Raw genomic sequence first — 18200 nt, forward strand, 5'->3', positions numbered from 1 at the left:
GTCAGATCCGCAGCGCCTCCACGAAGGCGCGGAACGCGGCGGTCGGCTGGCGCCGGCTCGGATAGTAGAGCTGGTTCGGCGGCAGGACCGGCGCCCATCCGCAGAGAACCTCGACCAGCGCGCCGCTCTCGATCTGGCGATCGACGCAAGGCCGCGGCAGGCAGGCGACGCCGAGGGCCGAGACGGCGGCATCCCGCATCAGGTCGACGTCGTTGGTGACGAACGAGCCCGGCACGGTGCGGGCGAAACGGTGTTCGTCCTTCGCGAACTCCCAGACGTGGATCGTCCCGGACGAGGTGTAGCGGTAGCAGAGGCAGCAATGCCGGCCGAGATCGTCGGGCGCCTCCGGCGGCGCCCTTGCCGCCAGGTAGGCGGGGGCGGCCACGAAGGCGAGGGAAAGGCGTCGCTGATGCGGACCGAGATCATGTCCCGCTGGACTTCGCCCTCGTGCCGGACGCCGCAATCGAACCGGCCGGCCACGATGTCAACGAGGCCGTCATCGACGACGAGCTCGACCGCGACGTCGGGATAGGCGGCGGCGAAGCCGGGAAGGCGCGGCAGGACGACGTGCATGGCCGCCGGCCGATGGGCGTTGACCCGGACGCGGCCGGTGGGCCGCGCGCGGGTCGAGTCCAGGGCGCCGAGCGCATCGTCGACGGCGGCCATGGCCGGGCGAAGGCTCAGCAAAAGGTCCGCGCCGGCCTGCGTCGGCGCCAGCGACCGCGTGGTCCGGTCGAGAAGGCGGGTGCCGAGCTTCGCTTCGAGCGTGCGCATGGCATGGCTGAGCGCGGAGGCCGACAGGCCGAGCCGGGTCGCGGCCCGCGCGAAGCTGCCGGCCTCGACGATGGCCGCGAAGACGGCGAGCCCGGACCAGAGATCACGATCCACGGCTGAGAATCCTTCAGCAACCCGTGCGGCCTGCCCCGTCTAATCCGCGGCCCTCCGCCGGTCCATCCTCGGTGCGCCCTCCGGGTGACCGGCCGCGGACCCTCGCGGCCGGAGCACCGTCCCGACGAGACAGGACCTTTCGATGGACCTTCGATCCCTCCGCCCCCTCGGCCAGTCCGGGCTCCTCGTCAGCCCGCTCGCGCTCGGCACGATGACCTTCGGCACGCCGCGCTGGGGCCTGGACGAGGCCGGCAGCCGCGCGGTGTTCGACCGCTACGTCGCGCTCGGCGGCAATTTCATCGACACGGCCGACGTCTATGCGGGCGGCCGCTCGGAGGAGATGGTCGGCCGCTTCGTCGCCGAGGGCGGCTTGCGCGACCGCCTGGTGCTCGCCACGAAGTCCGGCTTCGCGACCGGCCGGGGTCCGCACGAGGGCGGCAACGGCGCCCGGCACGTCCGCGCCGCGCTCGACCGCTCGCTGGCGCGGCTGCGCACCGACTTCATCGACCTGTACTGGGTCCATGTCTGGGACGGCATCACGCCGGCCGAGGAGCTGCTGGAGACGATGACGGCCCTGATCCGGGCGGGCAAGATCCGCTACTGGGGCCTGTCGAACACGCCGGCCTGGTACGTGGCGGAGATCGCCACCCTGGCGCGGCTGCGCGGCCGGCCGGGGCCGATCGGGCTGCAATACTTCTACGCCCTCGTCGAGCGCGGGGTCGAGAGCGAGCACGTCCCCCTCGGCCGGGCCTTCGGCCTGGGCCTCGTTCCCTGGAGCCCGCTCGCCTACGGCCTGCTGACGGGCAAGTACGATCGGGCCGCCGTGGAGGCGGGCCCGCCGCGTCGGAGCGGCCCGCCGAACGAGGCCACCGGACACGGGCCGGCGGGCCTCGTGGAAGGCGGGCGGCTCGACGGCGACAATCCCTTCGGCGACAACCTGTTCACGGAGCGGAACTGGCGGATCGTCGATGCCGTGACGCGCGTCGCCGCGGAGGCCGGCGAAACCCCCGCCCGCGTGGCCTTGGCCTGGGTGATCGGACGCCCGGGCGTCGCCTCGACCCTGATGGGGGTCAGCCGGGACGGGCAGGTGACCGACAACGTGGCGGCGCTCGGTCTGACGCTGTCGGCCGAGCACCTGGCGGCGCTCGAGGCCGCGAGCGGCGGGCGCGAGCCGATGCTCTACGGGCTGTCGCGCCCGCCCCTGCGCGACCAGGTCGTGTTCGGCGGCGCCGACATCCGGGGCTGGCCCGCCTGACGAGAGCTCAGGCCGGCCGGTGCCGCCCTGCCTCCAGCACGATCCGGGCGGCGCTGCGGCTCGGATCGTCGCCGTCGGGCAGCCGCATCGTGGCGTCGAGCCGGGCGAGGGCCGCTTCCTGCGCCGCCCGGGCCGGGCCCTCGGGCAGGAGCGGGCCGAGCGCCGCCGCCAGCCGTTCGGGCGTGCACTCGGCCTGGATCAGCTCGGGAATGGCGTTCTCGGCCAGGATCAGGTTGGGCAGCACGATCGTCGGCACCTGGATCAGGCGGCGCACGATCACCTCCTCGATCTTCGGCACCTGATAGGCCACCACCATCGGCACGCCGGCGAGCGCCAGTTCGAGCGTCACCGTGCCGGAGGCGGCGAGCGCCGCCCGGGCCCGCCGGAAGGTCGCGAGCTTGTCGGCCTCGCCGTCGATCAGGCGCGGGCGCACCGGCCAGGTGCCGGCGAGGCGCTCGATCAGGGCGCGATGGCGCGACACCGCCGGCAGCTCGACCGTGAAGGCGTGGCCCTGCGCCTGCACCGTGGCCAGCGTCGCGCCGAAGATCGGCATCAGCCGCTCGATCTCGCTGCGGCGCGAGCCCGGCAGCACCGCCAGGACCGGCGAGGGGCCTTGGCGGGCCTCGCTCTCGGCGGGGCCGGGGCGCAGCTCGCCCAGGCGCTCGATCAACGGGTGGCCGACATAGGTGCAGGCCGGCCCGCCGAGGCGGCGATGGGCGTCGGGCTCGAACGGCAGCAGGGCGAGGACGTGGTCGATGTAGCCGCGCATGGTCTTCGCCCGCCACGGGCGCCAGGCCCAGACGCTCGGGCTGACGTAATCGACCACGGGGAGATCCGGCAGCTGCCGGCGCACCCGGCTCGCCACCGCATGGGTGAAGCCCGGGCTGTCGATGATGACGAGCACGTCGGGACGGGCCGCCACGCAGGCCCGCACGGTCTGGCGGATGCGCCGCATCAGGAGGCGGATGCGCGCCGCCACCGCGAGGTAGCCGATCACCGCCACGTCCTCGAGCGGGAACAGCGACTCCATTCCCTCCGCCGCCATGGCGTCGCCGCCGACGCCGGCGAGCGTGAGCGGCCGGTCCGAGAGGGCGCGCAGCGAGCGGATCAGCTTGGCGCCGAGCTGGTCGCCGGATTCCTCGCCGGCCACCAGCCAGATCGCAAGGGGACGTTGCGTGTCGGGACGCTCGCTCAACGGGAGGGCTCCGGATCGGGCGGCAGGCCGAGGAGGAAGAGGCCGAGGCGGTCGGCGAGCGCCACCGTCTCCGCCCGGTCGAGCACCAGGGTGTCGCCGGCCCCGACCGCGATGCCGCGGCAGCCGGCCTCCGCCGCGTGCTTCACCGTCCGCGGGCCGATGGCCGGCAGGTCGACGCGCAGGTCCTGGCCGTCCTTCGCGCGCTTGACCAGCACCATCCCGGCGGGGGGGCGCCCGAGGCCGAGGGGCCGGCGGGCCAGCGCCCGGGCGCGCGCCAGCATCCGGTCGGTGCCCTCCGGCCCTTCGACCGCCAGCACGCGCCGGCTCGCCACCACGGCGGCCTGGCCGACATCGTGCGGCGACAGGCTGGCGAGCAGCGCCCGGCCGGCCGCGACGGAGGCCTCCGCCGCCTCGTCGGGACCGAGGGCACCGAGTCGGCCCTGCGGCGCCATCAGGTGCGGCGCGAGATCGCGCACGCCGAGCACCGCCAGGCCGTGCTCTTCGAGGAGGGCGAGCACGCCGCGCAGCAGGTGGTCGTCGCCGCCCGAGGCGAGCGAGCGCAAGGCTTCGCGGTTGCGATAGGCGGCGAGGGTGTTGAGGAGCGCCGCCGGGCTCGGCCGCGCCACGGCGCCGGCGAGGGTCACGCCGACGGGCGCCCAGGCGCTCAAGGTGTCGAGGGCGCCGCGCACGTCGAGGAGGTCGATCGTGGCGTCGGCCCGCCGCCTCGTCGCCGGATCGGCGAAGCCCCGGATGGCCAGCACGCGGCAGGAGCGGCCGGCCCGGTCGAGGGAGGCGGCGATGAGGAGCGGGAGCCGGCCGGCCCCGGCCACGATCGCGACCGGGCCCGCCTCGGTCTCGGCGCGTGCCGCCGCGGCGGCCATCACGCGGGACTCATCAGGCAGGACCCGGGGCCTCGCGGGGCGTGCAGACCGAGCGCTTGCCGCCCTCGCGGATGAAGGCGAGGATCTCCTGCACGATCGGGTGCTGGTCGAACTCCGCCGCCACGTCCTCGACCCGCTCCATCAGCGTGCCTTCGAGGGCGAAGAGCAGGCGGTAGGCCTTGCGCAGGGCGTGGATCTCCTCGCGGGAGAAGCCGCGGCGCTGCAGCCCGATGATGTTGAGGCCCGACAGGTGGGCGCGGTTGCCCACCGCCATGCCGTAGGGGATCAGGTCGTTCTCCAGCCCCGAGAGGCCGCCCACGAAGGAATGCGCGCCGACCCGGGCGAACTGGATCACCGCGGCGCCGCCACCGAGGATCGCGTAGTCGCCGACCTGGCAATGGCCGGCCAGCATCACGTTGTTGGAGAACACGACGTGGTTGCCGACCCGGCAATCGTGGCCGACATGGCTGTTGGCCAGGAACGCGCAGGCATCGCCCACCACCGTGGCGAGGCCGCCGCCGGCCGTGCCGGGGTTCATCGTCACCCCCTCGCGGATCTGGCAATCGGCGCCGATCGTCAGCGTCGAGTCCTCGCCGCGGAACTTCAGGTCCTGCGGCGGGTGGCCGATCGATGCGAACGGATAGATCCGGGTGCGCGGCCCGACCGTGGTGCGGCCCGCCACGACCACGTGGCTCACCAGCCGCACCCCGTCCCCGAGCACGGCCTGCGGCCCGACATGGCAGAACGGCCCGATCTCGACGCCGGCGCCGAGCACCGCGCCGTCCTCGACCACCGCGCTCGGGTGGATGCGGGTCTCGCGGTCGTCGCTCATTCCGTCACCAGCATCGCGCCGATCTCGGCCTCGGCCACCAGCACGCCGTTCACCTTGGCCTCGCCCTTGAACCACCACATGAAGCGGCGGTTGCTGGTCTTGCGCATGTGGTACTCGACCACGTCGCCAGGCAGGACCGGCTTGCGGAACTTCGCCTTGTCGATGGTCATGAAGAAGACCTTGCTCGGCTTGGCGTCGCCCTTGAGCTTGTGGGCGCAGCAGATCGCGCCTGCGGTCTGGGCCATGCCCTCGATCAGGAGCACGCCCGGGAAGACCGGGGCGGCCGGGAAGTGGCCGGTGAAGTGCGGCTCGTTGATCGTGACGTTCTTGATGCCGATGCAGCTCTCGTCCCGATCGATCTGCACGATCTTGTCGACCATCAGGAACGGGTAGCGGTGGGGCAGGAGCTCCATCACCCGCATGATGTCGGCCGTGCCCAGCTCGGCAGGCATCTCGGTCATGGTGTCAGGCTCCCTCATGGCTGCCCCAGTCGCACGCGGAGCATCGGTCTCGGATCATCGGTGCGCCGTCTTTGGCGAGAAGCGGCGCGGATGCAAGCGATTTGCGGCGGGAGCACGGCAACGGCGGTGTCCCTGGATATCCCGGCTCGGGATCGGGACGTCCGGCGCCCGGCCAGCCTCGCGGGACACGAGTCCGGGACATGGACCTCAGCCCTCGCCGGCCTCGTCGCGGGATCGCGCCGCGAGGTTCTTGAGCGTCGTCATCTCGCGGAACCACTCGCGCACGGGCTTCGCCGGCGTGCCGCCCCAGCGGGCACCCGCCGGCACGTCCTTGTTGATGTTGCTCGATCCGGCGACCTGCGCGCCCATGCCGATGCGCAGATGGCCCACCACGCCCACCTGACCGCCGAGCACGACGTAATCCTCGAGCGTCGTCGAGCCCGAGATGCCGACCTGGGCGACGATCACGCAGTGGCGGCCGATGACGACGTTGTGGGCGATCTGCACCAGGTTGTCGATCTTGGTGCCCTCGCCCACCACCGTGTCGCGGCTGGCGCCCCGGTCGATGGTGGTGTTGGCGCCGATCTCGACGTCGTCCTGGATGATGACCCGGCCGACTTGCGGCACCTTGAGGTGACCGCCCGGTCCCATGGCGAAGCCGAACCCGTCCTGGCCGATGCGGGCGCCGCCATGCACGATCACCCTGTTGCCCAGGAAGGCGTGCAGCACCGAGGCATTGGGCCCGATGGCGCAGCCCCGCCCGATCCGCACGCTCGGGCCCACGACGCAGCCCGCCGCCAGCACCGTCTCGGCGCCGATCTCGGCCTGGGGCCCGATCACCACGCCGGGATCGACCACCACGCCGGGCTCGAGCCGGGCGGTCGGGTGGACGAAGGAGCCGGGCGACACGCCGGTGGCCCCGAACAGGGAGGTCGGGCGCGCCGCGCTCGGAAACAGGCGGGCGAGCACAGTCGCGAAGCCCCGGTAGGCCTGGGGCGTCACCAGCGCGACCGTGCCCTCGGGCACCCGGGCGGCGAAGCGCGGGGTGACCAGGCAGGCGCGGGCCCGCGTGGTGCCGAGCGCGTCCGCATACTTGGCGTTGTCCATGTAGGCGAGGTCGTCGGGACCGGCGCTCTCGAGGGGCGCCGCGGCGCGGATCACCGCCTCGCCGTCGGCCTCCGGTGGCAGGGCCGCGCCGGAGAGGGAAGCGACCTCGCGTAAGCTGACGGGACCCGCGAGGGGAAAGAAGACCGGTTCCGACATCGCCTGCATCCGCCTAAGGCCCGACGGGCCGGCTCGGGCCGGACCGCCATCCTCCCGTCGAGGGGAGGGCGCCCGGACTAACCGGTTGAGCCGGGGGGCACAAACGAAAACAGCCGCGGAAGCTCGTCGCTCCGCGGCCGTCGAACGAAGCGGGGGCGCCGTCGGCGCCCGCCGGGTGGGTTCTGTTAGAAGCGCGAGCCGCCCGAGAAGCGGAAGGCCTGCGTCTGGTCCTTGCCGACCTTGCCGAAATAGGTGCCGTCGGCACCGAAGACCTTCTGGCCTTCGTCCTTGGTGAGGGCGTAGGCGTAGTCGAAGCGGATCGGGCCGAGCGGCGAGTTCCACAGGATCGACGCACCGACCGACGAACGGATCGTCGCCTTGTCGCGGACGTTCACGCATTCCGGCTCGACGCCGACGGTGAGGGCGTTGAAGTTGCACGCGCCGCCCGGTGCTGTGCCGTTGATGAAGCCGTCGCCGTTGACGTCGAAGGCGCGGCGGCCCTTGTAGCCGAACAGCGTACCGGCATCGGCGAAGACCGCGCCCTTCAGGCCGAGGTCGCGGGGCAGGCCCCAGATCGGGAACTGCACCTCGACCGAGGCGCCGACATAGGTCGTGCCGCCGATCGCATTCGAGCGGGCATCGCCCGAGCCGACGTCGCGCGGGCCGATGCCGTTCGGCGCGAAGCCGCGCACCAGCGACGGGCCGAGGAAGAACTGGTCGGTGACGCGGAGCGAATTGCCTTCGGTCGGGCTGACGTGGCCGCCCTGGAACTTCACGAAGCCGACGACATCCTCGTACAGCTCCTTGTAATACCGGGCCTCGCCGGTGACGCGGAAGAACTTCGAGTCGCCGCCCAGGCCCGCATATTCGGGCTTGATCTCGCCGTAGAAGCCGTTGCGCGGCAGCTGCAGGTTGTCCAGGGTCGAATAGGCCAGGGTGACGCCGGCGAGCGACGTCAGCGTCGAGCCGACCGCCTCCTTGAGGGCGATCGACGCCTCGCCGTCATAGGCGCAGTTCGGGTACTGGGCCAGGCCGCCGACGTTCCGGCCGTTGAGGATCGTGCCCGGATCGTAGGTCTTGGTGTAGCCCGGGATCGGGAACGAGCAGTCGTTGTACGGCCGCTTGATCGTGTTCGGGATCTTCAGGTCGGTGTTGTAGATCGAGTAGCGCAGCGTGATGCCGAACTCCTCGGTGATCGGCAGGCCGAGGCGGAGCTGGCCGCCGACCACGTCGGTCACGTAGCGCGAGTAGCGGGTCTGGTCGCTGTACTTGTTGAAGACGTCGAAGCCGGCCGCGAGGCGGTAGCCGAGGAAGTACGGCTCGGTGAACGAGAAATCGACGCCGCGGGTATACTGGCCGGCGGTGCCGGCGAGGCGGACATACTGGCCGCGGCCGAGGAAGTTCGATTCCGAGACCGAGACCTCGCCGATGATCCCGTCCGCCGTCGAGTAGCCGCCGGCGACCGAGAACGAGCCGGTCGGTTGATCCTCGACATCGATGTTCACGATGACGCGGTCGGGGGCCGAGCCGGGCTCGTTGGAGAACCGCACCTTCTTGAAGAAGCCGAGGCCGTTCAGCCGACGCTCGGCCCGGTCGACCAGCACGCGGTTGTAGGCGTCGCCCTCGGTCAGGTCGAGCTCGCGCCGCACCACGTAGTCGCGCGTGCGGGTGTTGCCGCGCACGTTGATGCGCTCGATGTAGACCTTCGGGCCGTCCTCGACGATGTAGCCGAGGGCGACGGTGCCGGTGGCACGGTCGCGCTCGCCGGTCGGGCGGACCTGGGCGAAGGGGTGGCCGGACCGGGCCACCGAGGTGGTGACGCCGGTCAGCGTCTTCTCGACGTCCTCGGCATTGTAGACGTCGCCGACGCCGGTGCGCAGCTCGTCGCGCAGCACCGTGCCGTCGACGCCGGGGATGCGGGAATCGACCGAGACCGCGCCGACGCGGTACTGCTGGCCTTCCTCGACCGTGATGGTGATGATCCAGCCGCCGGCAGCGTCGTCGAAGCGCGAATCCGCCGAGGCGACCCGGAAGTCGGCATAGCCGTTCTTCAGGTAGTAGCGCCGGATCAGGTCGAGGTCGTTGGCGAGCCGGTCGGGATCGTAGACGTCCGAGGTCTTGACGAAGCTGAGGAGGTTCATCTCCGACAGCGTCATCAGGTCCTTGAGCCGGCCGTCCGAATAGACCTGGTTGCCGACGAAGCGGATCTCCTTGACGCCGGTCTTGTCGCCCTCGTCGATCGCGTAGACGACGTCGACGCGGCCGTTCGGCAGGTCGACGGTGCGGACCGAGACCTTGGCGAGGCCGCGGCCGGCGCGGCGGTAGACCTCGCGGATGCGCTCGAGATCGGAGTTGACGGTCGCCTGGCTGTAGGGCCCGCGCGCCTTCGACTCGACGATGCCCTCGAGCGTCGCCTTCTCGACCTTCTTGTTGCCCTCGAAGAAGACGCGGTTGATCGTGTTGTTCTCACGCACCGACACGATGATGCGCCCGCCATTGTGCGCCACGCGCACGTCGGAGAACATCCCGCTGGCGATCAGGTTGCGGCGGCCCTCCTCGGGCGACACGCCGACCACGTAGGAACGGACCGTCTCTGCGTCGATCCGGGAATTGCCCTGAACGACAATCTGCTGCGCGAAGGCGCTGCCGCTGGCGGCGATGGTGGCGGCCATGACAATGGCGCCTTTCGCCGACGCACGCCGGCGCTTACCCGTCATCGACATCATCAAATGGCCCGTCTCATTTTTTGTCGGCACGGGTTCACACCCGCAGACGATCACCCTCTTGCAAAGGCGAAGGCCCCTGGTCCTAGCCCCGCTTCTATCGGGAATCCCTGGCGAAGCAAACGCCACGCTCCCAGCCGACAGGGATTTTGCCCAGACGTTGCCTTCCTGTCACGGGCCACGGCCACGCTTTTCACCAGCCAGAGTCAGCGCGCGATGAAGGGCCCGCGGGCGCGAACGCCCCGGAATGGCACGCATTTTACGAAAATTGGAGGGATTCGAGGCCCTTGGGGGGATCCACGAAAAAGAGCCGCCCGCGCGAGGCGGGCGGCTCTCGGCAGCCGGAGAAATTCCCTAGCGTCAGGTGCCGCGGTTGAAGGCGGCGCCGATATGCAGGATGTCGTTCCAGGTCGCGAACAGCATCAGCATCAGCACCAGGGCGAGGCCGATGCGGAAGCCGATCTCCTGCGCCCGCTCGCTCAAGGGGCGGCCGCGCACGATCTCGACGGCGTAGAACATCAGGTGGCCGCCATCGAGCATCGGCACCGGAAACAGGTTGATGAGCCCGATCGAGACCGACAGGACCGCGATCAGCCCCACCAGGGCGCTGATGCCGCCGACCTTGGCGGCCTGCCCCGAGACCCGGGCGATGCCCATCGGCCCCGAGAGCTGGTCGGCGGATTCGCGGCCCGTGATCAGCTTGCCGATGTAGTTGAAGGTGCGATCGACGACGAAGTAGGTCTCGGTGACGCCGATCTTCAGCGAATCGAGCGCGCCGTAGCGCACCAGCTTGACGTCGGCCGCGTCGCGCGGCCCCTGGATCCCCAGCCGCCCGATGCGCTGGGTGCCGAACGGGGTCTTGTCCTCGTAGACGTCCGGCGTCGCGGTGAGCGGGGTGGGGACCCCGCCGCGCTCCACCGTGAAGTCGAGCCGGTCGCCGGCAGCGCCCGAGACGGTGCGCTGCATGTCGGCGAAGTTGTGGATGGGGCTGCCGTTGATCGTCAGCACCACGTCGCCGGCCTGGAAGCCGGCGCGCTCGGCCGCGCTGCCCGCCTGCACCGCCGAGACCCGGGGCGCCACCTCGTAGCGGCCGGTGGCGTAGACGGCGCCGGCGAAGACCACGATGGCGAGGAGGAAATTCGCGATCGGGCCCGCCGCCACGATGGCGACCCGCTTCCAGACGTTCTGGGTGTGGAAGCTGATCGCGTGCTCGGCCGGGTTCATGCGCGCCATCGCGTCCGCGTCCGGCACGCTGGCGCCGTTCATGTCGCCGACGAACTTGACGTAGCCGCCCAGCGGGATCGCCGAGAGCTTCCAGCGGGTGCCGCGGCGGTCGTTGAAACCGACGAGCTCGGGCCCGAAGCCGATCGAGAAGCTGGTCACCCCGACGCCGCACCAGCGCCCGACCAGGAAATGGCCGAGCTCGTGGATGAACACCACGACGGTGAGAACGAACAGGAACGGCACGATGTAGCCGAGCAGGTTCGTCGTCGCACCGCCGACGACGTTGAGCAGATCCATGGTCACCTCGATGCGGCGCGGCGGGCCTTGTCGTGACCCGGCGCGGCCGCCTTGCCGATCCCCCCACCATACAGAGTCCGCGGGCTCGCGAACAGAGCGTGAAACGGCCGAGGGTTAACTTAACGGAAGGTCAACGCTCGGTCAGGCGGCCAGGGCCGATTGGCTCCAGTCCCGCACCTCGGCGTCGATGGCGAGGGCCTCCTCGACGTCGGCGGGAGCGGCGGGGAAGCGCGCCGCGAAATGCTCGCAGGCCCGCTCGACCAGGGCGGCGATGTCGTAGAAGCCGATCCCGCCGGCGATGAACGCCGCGACCGCGATCTCGTTGGCGGCGTTCATCACCGTCGGTTGCGCGCCGCCGGCGGCGAGCGCGGCCTTGGCGATCCGCAGGCAGGGGAAGCGCTCCTCGTCCGGACGCTCGAAGGTCAGGCTGCCGGTCGCCGCGAGATCGAGAGGCTTGCCGCGGGCGATCGACAGGCGCTCGCCGAGGCCGAGGCAATGGGCGATCGGCACCCGCATGTCGGGGACGTAAAGCCCGGCCGTCACGGCGCCGTCGCGCCAGGTGACGAGGGCGTGGACGATCGATTGCGGATGCACCACGGCGTCGAGGCGCTCGGCCTCGATGCCGAACAGGTGGTGAGCCTCGATCAGCTCCAGCCCCTTGTTCATCAGGGTGGCCGAATCGATGTTGATCTTCATGCCCATCGACCAGGTCGGGTGGGCGGCCGCGTCGGCGGCGCTCGCCGCGGCGATCCGCTCCCGGGTCGCGGTCCGGAACGGTCCGCCGGAGGCGGTGATGGTCATCCGGGTGATGTCGTCGATGCGGCCGGTGCCGATCGACTGCTCGAGCGCGTTGTGCTCGGAATCCATCGGCAGGAGGCGGGCGCCGTATCGCTTGGCGTCGCGCATGAAGGCGTCGCCGGCGCAGACCAGGCTCTCCTTGTTGGCGAGCGCCACGGTGCGGCCCTGGCGGATCGCCGCGCAGGTGGGGCTCAGGCCCGCAGCCCCGCTCACCGCCGCCACCACGAGGTCGGCGTCCCGGGTCGCGGCCTCGATCACCGCCGAGGGGCCGGCGCCGCAGGCGATGCCGGACCCCGACAGCGCGTCGCGCAAGGCCGGACCGGAATCGGGATCGGCGATCGCCGCGAACTCGGCGTTCAATTCGCGGGCGACGCGGGCCAGCGCCTGCGCATCGCGGCCGCCCGCCACGGCGCCGACCCGGAAGCGGTCCCGGTGCTGGTCGAGCAGGTCGGCGGTGGAGCGCCCGATCGAGCCGGTCGCGCCCAGGACGGAGACGGTGAGGGTCATGAGGATCCCGCGAGAGTGAGGCCGACGAGCAGGAGGCCGGCGAGGAGGGCCGCGGCGAAGAAGCCGTCCAGGCGGTCCATCACGCCGCCATGGCCCGGGATCAGGCGGCCGGAATCCTTGGCGCCGTAGGCGCGCTTGAGCGCCGATTCGGCGAGATCGCCGCCCTGGCTCATCACCGAGCCGAGGGCCGAGAGTGCGCAGGCCAGCGGCAGCGGCAGGGCCTCGGTGGCGCCGAGATGGCGCGCGCCGGCGGCCACCGCGCCACCGACGATCGTCGCCCCGATCAACCCGCCGCAAAAGCCCGACCAGGTCTTCTTCGGGCTCACCGCGGGCCACAGCTTCGGCCCGCCGAGGGAGCGGCCGGTGAAGTAGGCGGCGATGTCGGTGGTCCAGACCACGCCGAACAGCCAGAGCGGGCCGGCGAGCCCGATGCGGGGATCGTCGCGCAAGGCGACCGGCACCAGGGCGACCACGAGAGCGCAGGCGAGGCTGGCCGGCGCCCAGATCCGCCCCGCGGCCGGCCGGGCGAGGAGCGCCAGGAGGGCGAGGCCTATGATCGCCGCCCCGGCGAGCCAGGGGAGGGGAGCGGCGAGCCGCGCGCCGGCCATGACACCCAGAAGGACGAGGCCCGCGATGGCGAGGAGCGGCCGGTGGGGCGCGGTGCGGGTGATGGCGAGCCACTCGCCCACCACCGCGAGGCCGGCGAGGAACCAGACCACCGCGAAGATCCAGCCGCCGTTCAGCGTCGCGCCGAGCACCAGGAGGCCGAGCACGATGCCGGAGACCGTGCGGGCGCCGAGCTCCGTCGCCGGCCAGGCTGGGCGGCCCGTCACGGGGGTGCCGGTTCCGGGTGCTCCGGTGCCCGGCGCCTTCGTATTGTCGCCCGCCATCACCCCGCCCGGGCGCTGAGGCCGCCGAAGCGGCGGTCGCGGTTCTGGAACTCGCCGATCGCGGCGAGGAAGGTGGCGTGGTCGAAATCCGGCCAGAAATCCGGCACGAACACGAACTCGGAATAGGCGGTCTGCCAGGTCAGGAAGTTCGACACCCGCTGCTCGCCCGAGGTGCGGATGACGAGGTCGGGATCGGGAATGCCGTCGGTGTCGAGCGCGGCCGTGAGCGCCGCGGCGTCGATCGCCTCGGGCGCCAAGCGTCCTTCGGCGACGGCCGCGGCGAGCTTTCTCACCGCGCGCAGGATCTCCTGGCGCCCGCCATAGTTGAACGCCACCACGAGCGTCAGCTTGGTGTTGCGGGCGGTGCGCTCCTCGGCCTCGCGCAGGAGACCGGCGATGTCGCCCGGCAGGCCGTCGCGCTCGCCGATGATCCGCACCCGGACGCCGTTGGCGTGCAGGTCGGCGAGGTCGCGGCGCACGAACAGCTTCAAAAGGCCCATCAGGTCCGCCACCTCGGCGGCGGGCCGGCGCCAGTTCTCGGAGGAGAAGCTGTAGATGGTGAGGTAGGGGATCCGCAGGTCGATCGCCGAGCGCACGGCCCGGCGCACCGCCTCGACCCCGCGGCGATGGCCCTCGACCCGCGGCAGCCCCCGGCGGGCGGCCCAGCGGCCGTTGCCGTCCATGATGATGGCGACGTGGGTCGGCATCGTCCCGCCGGGGGAGGACCCGCTCGCCGGGGCCGGGCAGGGTGCCAGGTGGACCTGATCTCGGCCCTGGTCCTGGCCCTCGTCCCGGCCTGCCTCCAGCAGGGTCACCGTCTCGCTGTCGCCTGCCATGCTGGCCCCGACCCCGGCGGAGCCGTTGCCCGGCTCCGCGCTCCCCACGCGCTCGTTTCCGTCATGCCGGCCTTCGTCAGACCTGCATGATCTCCTTCTCCTTGGCCGCCAGGGTCTGGTCGACCTCGGCGATGTGCTGGTCGGTCGCCTTCTGCACCTGATCGGCCTGGCGCTTCTCGTCGTCCTGGCTGATGGCGCCGTCCTTCTCGAGCTTCTTCAGCAGGTCGAGGCCGTCGCGGCGGACGTGGCGGACCGCGACGCGGGCCTCCTCGGCGTATTTGTGCGCGACCTTGACCATCTCCTTGCGGCGCTGCTCGTTCATCTCGGGGATGCGCAGCCGGATGGTCTGGCCCTCGGTCATCGGGTTGAGGCCGAGATCGGATTCGCGGATCGCCTTCTCGACCGCCGTCACCATGCCGCGATCCCAGACCGAGACGCTGAGCAGGCGCGGCTCCGGCACGCTGATCGTGGCGACCTGCGCCATCGACATGGCGGCGCCGTAGGCGTCGACCTGGATCGGGTCGAGGAGCGAAGGCGTGGCCCGGCCGGTGCGCAGCGAGCCGAGGTCGTGCTTCAGGGAGTTCAGCGCGCCCTGCATGCGCCGCTTGATGTCGTTGAGGTCGAAGTTGGGAGTGGCCATTCCTGCGCGTCCCGAAGCGTCTGGAGGAGAATGGGAGTTAGGGCGCGCCCGTGCCGGGTCCGCCCTGATCCGGCTTCAATGAACCAAAACCTGACCTGCCGCAAATCGTCCGGCGCGGCAGCGGCCCGGGTGCGACGCCGTTTACGGCGCCACCAGGGTCGAGGGCGCGCGTCCGGTGAGGATCGCCGTCACCGAGCTCGGGGCGTGGACCGAGCCGACGATCAGCGGCAGCCCGCCGTCGCGGGCGAGCGCGAAGGCGGCGGTGTCCATCACCTTGAGGTCGCGGGCGATCGCCTCGTCGTGACTCAGGCGGTCGTAGCGCACGGCGTCGGGGTTGGTCTTCGGATCGGCGGAGTAGACGCCGTCGACCTGCGTGGCCTTCAGCACCGCGTCGCATTTCAGCTCGGCGGCGCGCAGGACCGCGGCGGTGTCGGTGGTGAAGTACGGGTTGCCGGTGCCACCGGCGAGCACCACGACCTGGCCCTTGTCGAGATGGTGCAGGGCCGGCTGGCGGGCATAGGTCTCGCAGATCGTCGGCATCGACACCGCCGACATGGTGCGGGCCGTCACGCCCGCAGCGTTCAGCGCCGTCTCCAGCGCCAGCGAGTTCATCACCGTCGCCATCATGCCGAGGGAATCGCCGGTGGCGCGGTCGATCCAGCCCGCCGCCGAGACCCGGGCGCCCCGGATCACGTTCCCGCCCCCGACCACGAGAGCGATCTGGAAGCCCTCGCTCACGGCCCGGACGATGTCGTCGGCCAGGGCTGCCAGGGTCGGCGGGTGCAGCCAGTAGCCGTCGGGCGCGGCCAGCGCCTCGCCGGAGAGCTTCACGAGCACGCGGCGGAAGGGGGGCGGGCCTTGCTCCGGCAGCGGCTTTTCCGACAACGGATGTTCGGGCATGGGCGCTCCTCTGGCCGCCCGCGGGGCGACGGCTGTCGGCGTCGGGTATCGTGTCAAGTCGGCCGGGTTCTAGCCTGTCGATCCCGGCCCGTCGAGGCGCTGCCGGCCTTGAATCGGCCGGCGATGGCCGGGATCCGGGCACGAGAAAAGGGGGCCCGCCGGGCGGACCCCCTCCTCAATCCTCGGGCGATGGGCAGCGAAGCCGCTCAGCGCGTGCTCAACCCTTGATCAGCCCTTGGCCGCGGCGGCGACCTCGGCGGCGAAGTCCGGGGCCTCTTCCTTCTCGATGCCCTCGCCCAGGGCGTAGCGGACGAAGCCGGTGAGCTTGACCGGGCCGCCGGCCTTGCCCTCGGACTCCTTGAGCACCTGGGAGACGGTCTTCGACGAGTCGTGCACGAAGGGCTGCTCGAGGAGGGTGACCTCCTTGTAGTAGCTCTTCAGGCCGCTCTCGACGATCTTGGCCATCACGTGGTCGGGCTTGCCGGCGTTCTTCTCGCGCAGGATGTTGCTCTCGCGCTCGACCGTGGCCGCGTCGACGCCCGAGGCGTCGAGCGCCACCGGGTTAGTCGCCGCGACATGCATGGCGATCTGGCGGCCGAGCTGGCTGAGGACAGTCACGTCGCCGGCCGATTCGAGGGCCACGAGCACGCCGATCTTGCCGAGACCCTCGGAGACCTGGCTGTGCACGTAAGTCGCGATGACGCCCTTCTCGACCGAGAGCTTGGCGACGCGGCGCAGAGTCATGTTCTCGCCGATGGTGGCGATCAGCTCCTGCAGCTTGTCCTTCACGGTGGTCTCGGCGCCCGGGAAGCGGGCGGCCTCGAGGGCCTCGACGCTGGCCTCGGCGTTCAGCGCCAGCTTGGCGGCCTCGCGGACGAAGGCCTGGAAGCTGTCGTTGCGGGCGACGAAGTCGGTCTCGGAATTCACCTCGACCACCGCGGCGTGGTGGCCGGCGGACTCGACCGCGACCAGGCCCTCGGCGGCGACGCGGCCGGCCTTCTTGGCGGCCTTGGCGAGGCCCTTCTTGCGCAGCCAGTCCACGGCCGCCTCGAGGTCGCCGGCGGTCTCGTTGAGGGCCGACTTGCAGTCCATCATGCCCGCGCCGGTCTTCTCGCGCAGCTCCTTGACCATCGCTGCCGTGATGTTGGCCATCGTGGGATCCTCTTGCATGGGCGCCCCGGCACGCCGTAGGCGCGCCGGTCGGCGGATAAAGGGAACCCGGCGCCGTGGCGGCGCCGGGCTTTGAGAGGTCGTCCGGTCCGCGGGGCTAACGCGCCCCGCGTCTGATCCGTGCCGGCGTTACGCCGCCGCGGCGGCCTCGACGAAGCCGCGGGCCTGGTTGACCCAGCCGTCGCGGTCGATGCGGCCGTTGAGCTTCAGGTCGCCGTCGACCTTGGCGATGTCCTCAGGGCTCATCGCGGCGATCTGCCAGTAGTGGTAGATGCCGGCATCGTTGAGCTTCTGCACCAGCTGGGGGCCGACGCCCGTGAGCTTGGTCAGGTCGTCCGGCGCGCCGCGGGGGGCGGCCAGCAGCTCGAAGGGCTCGCCGACATACGGCTCGGTGATGTCGACCGGGGCGACCTCGGGCTCGTTGGCGAGGGCCGGCAGCTCCTCGGCCATCGGCTCGTCGGACTCACCGAGGTCGATGCCGAGGGCACCCTGGCCGCGGGAGATGCCGTCGATCGCCGCGCGGGCGACGAGGTCGCAGTAGAGCGCGATGGCGCGGCCGGCATCGTCGTTGGCCGGGACCACGTAGGTGATGCCGTCCGGGTTGCAGTTGGTGTCGACGATGGCCGCCACCGGGATCTTGAGGCGGTTCGCCTCCTTGATCGCCAGCTGCTCCTTGTTGGTGTCGATCACGAACAGCAGGTCAGGCACGCCGCCCATGTCCTTGATGCCGCCGAGCGCCTTCTCGAGCTTGTCCTTCTCACGGGACAGCATCAGGCGCTCCTTCTTGGTGAGGCCCTGGCCGCCGCCGGCGAGGATCTCGTCGACCTTGCGCAGGCGCTGGATCGAGCCCGAGATGGTCTTCCAGTTGGTCAGCGTGCCGCCGAGCCAGCGGGAGTTCACGTAGTACTGGGCCGAGCGCTTGGCCGCGTCCGCGATCGTGTCGGCCGCCTGGCGCTTGGTGCCGACGAACAGCACCCGGCCGCCCTTGGCGACGGTGTCGCTCACCGCCTGCAGCGCCTGGTGCAGGGCCGGCACGGTCTGGGCGAGGTCGATGATGTGGATGTTGTTGCGGGTGCCGAAGATGTACGACTGCATCTTCGGGTTCCAGCGATGCGCCTGGTGGCCGAAATGCGAGCCGGCCTCGAGCAGCTGGCGCATGGTGAAGTCGGGAAGGGCCATGGTCTTTGTTCTCTCCGGTTCATCCGCCGCGGAGGAAGCGACCGGCGCACCCGAGGCGGATGCCGAAGGGACATCGCCGAGCGGTGGACGGCCACCGGAAACGCCTCATTCAGGCATGAGGCCGGCTCCGCGTGTGGGATGGGCGGGCCTTTATCCGATCGGGGGTGGGATGGCAAGGCGCGCGGGATGACCGGCGGTCCATGCGGATTGCCGTCCGGCTCTCGCCAGATCGCCTCGTTGCGGCGATGTCCGGCGCATTCG

The 18200-nt window shown here is 71.3% G+C and carries 16 protein-coding genes and 1 pseudogene; 1 reads left to right on the forward strand and 16 read right to left on the reverse strand.

Annotated features, from left to right (window positions below; all coding sequences use genetic code 11):
* Position 1: 1 nt before the first annotated feature.
* A complete protein-coding gene (locus DA075_RS37340; RefSeq protein ID WP_164712192.1) occupies positions 2–385 on the reverse strand; it encodes a LysR substrate-binding domain-containing protein in 384 nt (127 codons plus the stop codon).
* Between the two features lie 83 nt (positions 386–468).
* Positions 469–888: pseudogene (locus tag DA075_RS38480) on the reverse strand (LysR family transcriptional regulator); the annotation flags it as partial.
* Between the two features lie 142 nt (positions 889–1030).
* Between DA075_RS38480 and DA075_RS02465 the strand changes: the two are divergent.
* Positions 1031–2143 (forward strand): aldo/keto reductase, encoded by a 1113-nt coding sequence (locus DA075_RS02465; RefSeq protein WP_099951853.1) that lies wholly within the window; start codon positions 1031–1033, stop codon positions 2141–2143.
* A gap of 7 nt (positions 2144–2150) precedes the next feature.
* Here the strand turns inward: DA075_RS02465 and lpxB are convergent, their stop codons facing one another.
* The 14 genes from lpxB to DA075_RS02535 all read right to left on the reverse strand — a co-directional run bounded on the left by lpxB (position 2151) and on the right by DA075_RS02535 (position 17939).
* Positions 2151–3338: a lipid-A-disaccharide synthase gene (gene lpxB, locus DA075_RS02470; protein WP_244936486.1), complete on the reverse strand. Its 1188-nt coding sequence runs from the start codon at positions 3336–3338 to the stop codon at positions 2151–2153.
* Positions 3335–4219 carry an LpxI family protein gene (locus tag DA075_RS02475; protein WP_099951854.1) on the reverse strand — a complete coding sequence of 295 codons (885 nt, stop codon included), beginning with the start codon at positions 4217–4219 and terminating at the stop codon, positions 3335–3337. Before DA075_RS02475 ends, lpxB begins: the two co-directional genes overlap by 4 nt.
* Positions 4220–4232: 13 nt before the next feature.
* Positions 4233–5051 (reverse strand): acyl-ACP--UDP-N-acetylglucosamine O-acyltransferase, encoded by an 819-nt coding sequence (lpxA, locus tag DA075_RS02480; protein ID WP_099951855.1) that lies wholly within the window; start codon positions 5049–5051, stop codon positions 4233–4235.
* Positions 5048–5503, reverse strand: coding sequence for a 3-hydroxyacyl-ACP dehydratase FabZ (fabZ, locus tag DA075_RS02485; protein ID WP_414468182.1), 456 nt, complete (start codon positions 5501–5503; stop codon positions 5048–5050). The genes lpxA and fabZ overlap by 4 nt, the downstream gene beginning before the upstream one ends.
* A gap of 216 nt (positions 5504–5719) precedes the next feature.
* Entirely contained in the window at positions 5720–6775 is a 1056-nt protein-coding gene (lpxD, locus tag DA075_RS02490; RefSeq protein ID WP_099956353.1) for a UDP-3-O-(3-hydroxymyristoyl)glucosamine N-acyltransferase, read from the reverse strand.
* A gap of 185 nt (positions 6776–6960) precedes the next feature.
* A complete protein-coding gene (bamA, locus tag DA075_RS02495) occupies positions 6961–9501 on the reverse strand; it encodes an outer membrane protein assembly factor BamA (RefSeq protein ID WP_099951857.1) in 2541 nt (846 codons plus the stop codon).
* Between the two features lie 357 nt (positions 9502–9858).
* The gene (rseP, locus tag DA075_RS02500; RefSeq protein WP_099951858.1) at positions 9859–11019 is read right to left on the reverse strand and encodes an RIP metalloprotease RseP; all 1161 of its coding nucleotides are present in this window, start codon (positions 11017–11019) and stop codon (positions 9859–9861) included.
* 141 nt (positions 11020–11160) lie between these two features.
* Positions 11161–12324 carry a 1-deoxy-D-xylulose-5-phosphate reductoisomerase gene (gene dxr, locus DA075_RS02505; RefSeq protein ID WP_099951859.1) on the reverse strand — a complete coding sequence of 388 codons (1164 nt, stop codon included), beginning with the start codon at positions 12322–12324 and terminating at the stop codon, positions 11161–11163.
* On the reverse strand, positions 12321–13214 hold the full coding sequence (locus DA075_RS02510) for a phosphatidate cytidylyltransferase (RefSeq protein ID WP_099951860.1): 894 nt from the start codon (positions 13212–13214) through the stop codon (positions 12321–12323). Before DA075_RS02510 ends, dxr begins: the two co-directional genes overlap by 4 nt.
* Complete coding sequence (locus tag DA075_RS02515) at positions 13214–13969, reverse strand: isoprenyl transferase (RefSeq protein WP_414468181.1); 756 nt, start codon at positions 13967–13969, stop codon at positions 13214–13216. Before DA075_RS02515 ends, DA075_RS02510 begins: the two co-directional genes overlap by 1 nt.
* A gap of 157 nt (positions 13970–14126) precedes the next feature.
* Entirely contained in the window at positions 14127–14690 is a 564-nt protein-coding gene (gene frr, locus DA075_RS02520) for a ribosome recycling factor (RefSeq protein WP_099951861.1), read from the reverse strand.
* A 141-nt stretch (positions 14691–14831) separates the two neighbouring features.
* Complete coding sequence (pyrH, locus tag DA075_RS02525) at positions 14832–15590, reverse strand: UMP kinase (protein ID WP_099951862.1); 759 nt, start codon at positions 15588–15590, stop codon at positions 14832–14834.
* Positions 15591–15818: 228 nt separating this feature from the next.
* Complete coding sequence (tsf, locus tag DA075_RS02530; protein WP_099951863.1) at positions 15819–16742, reverse strand: translation elongation factor Ts; 924 nt, start codon at positions 16740–16742, stop codon at positions 15819–15821.
* A 147-nt stretch (positions 16743–16889) separates the two neighbouring features.
* Positions 16890–17939, reverse strand: a complete 1050-nt coding sequence (locus DA075_RS02535) for a 30S ribosomal protein S2 (protein ID WP_099951864.1) — start codon at positions 17937–17939, stop codon at positions 16890–16892.
* Positions 17940–18200 lie beyond the last annotated feature (261 nt).

The organism is Methylobacterium currus (genome assembly GCF_003058325.1).
In the GTDB taxonomy this organism is placed as follows: domain Bacteria; phylum Pseudomonadota; class Alphaproteobacteria; order Rhizobiales; family Beijerinckiaceae; genus Methylobacterium; species Methylobacterium currus.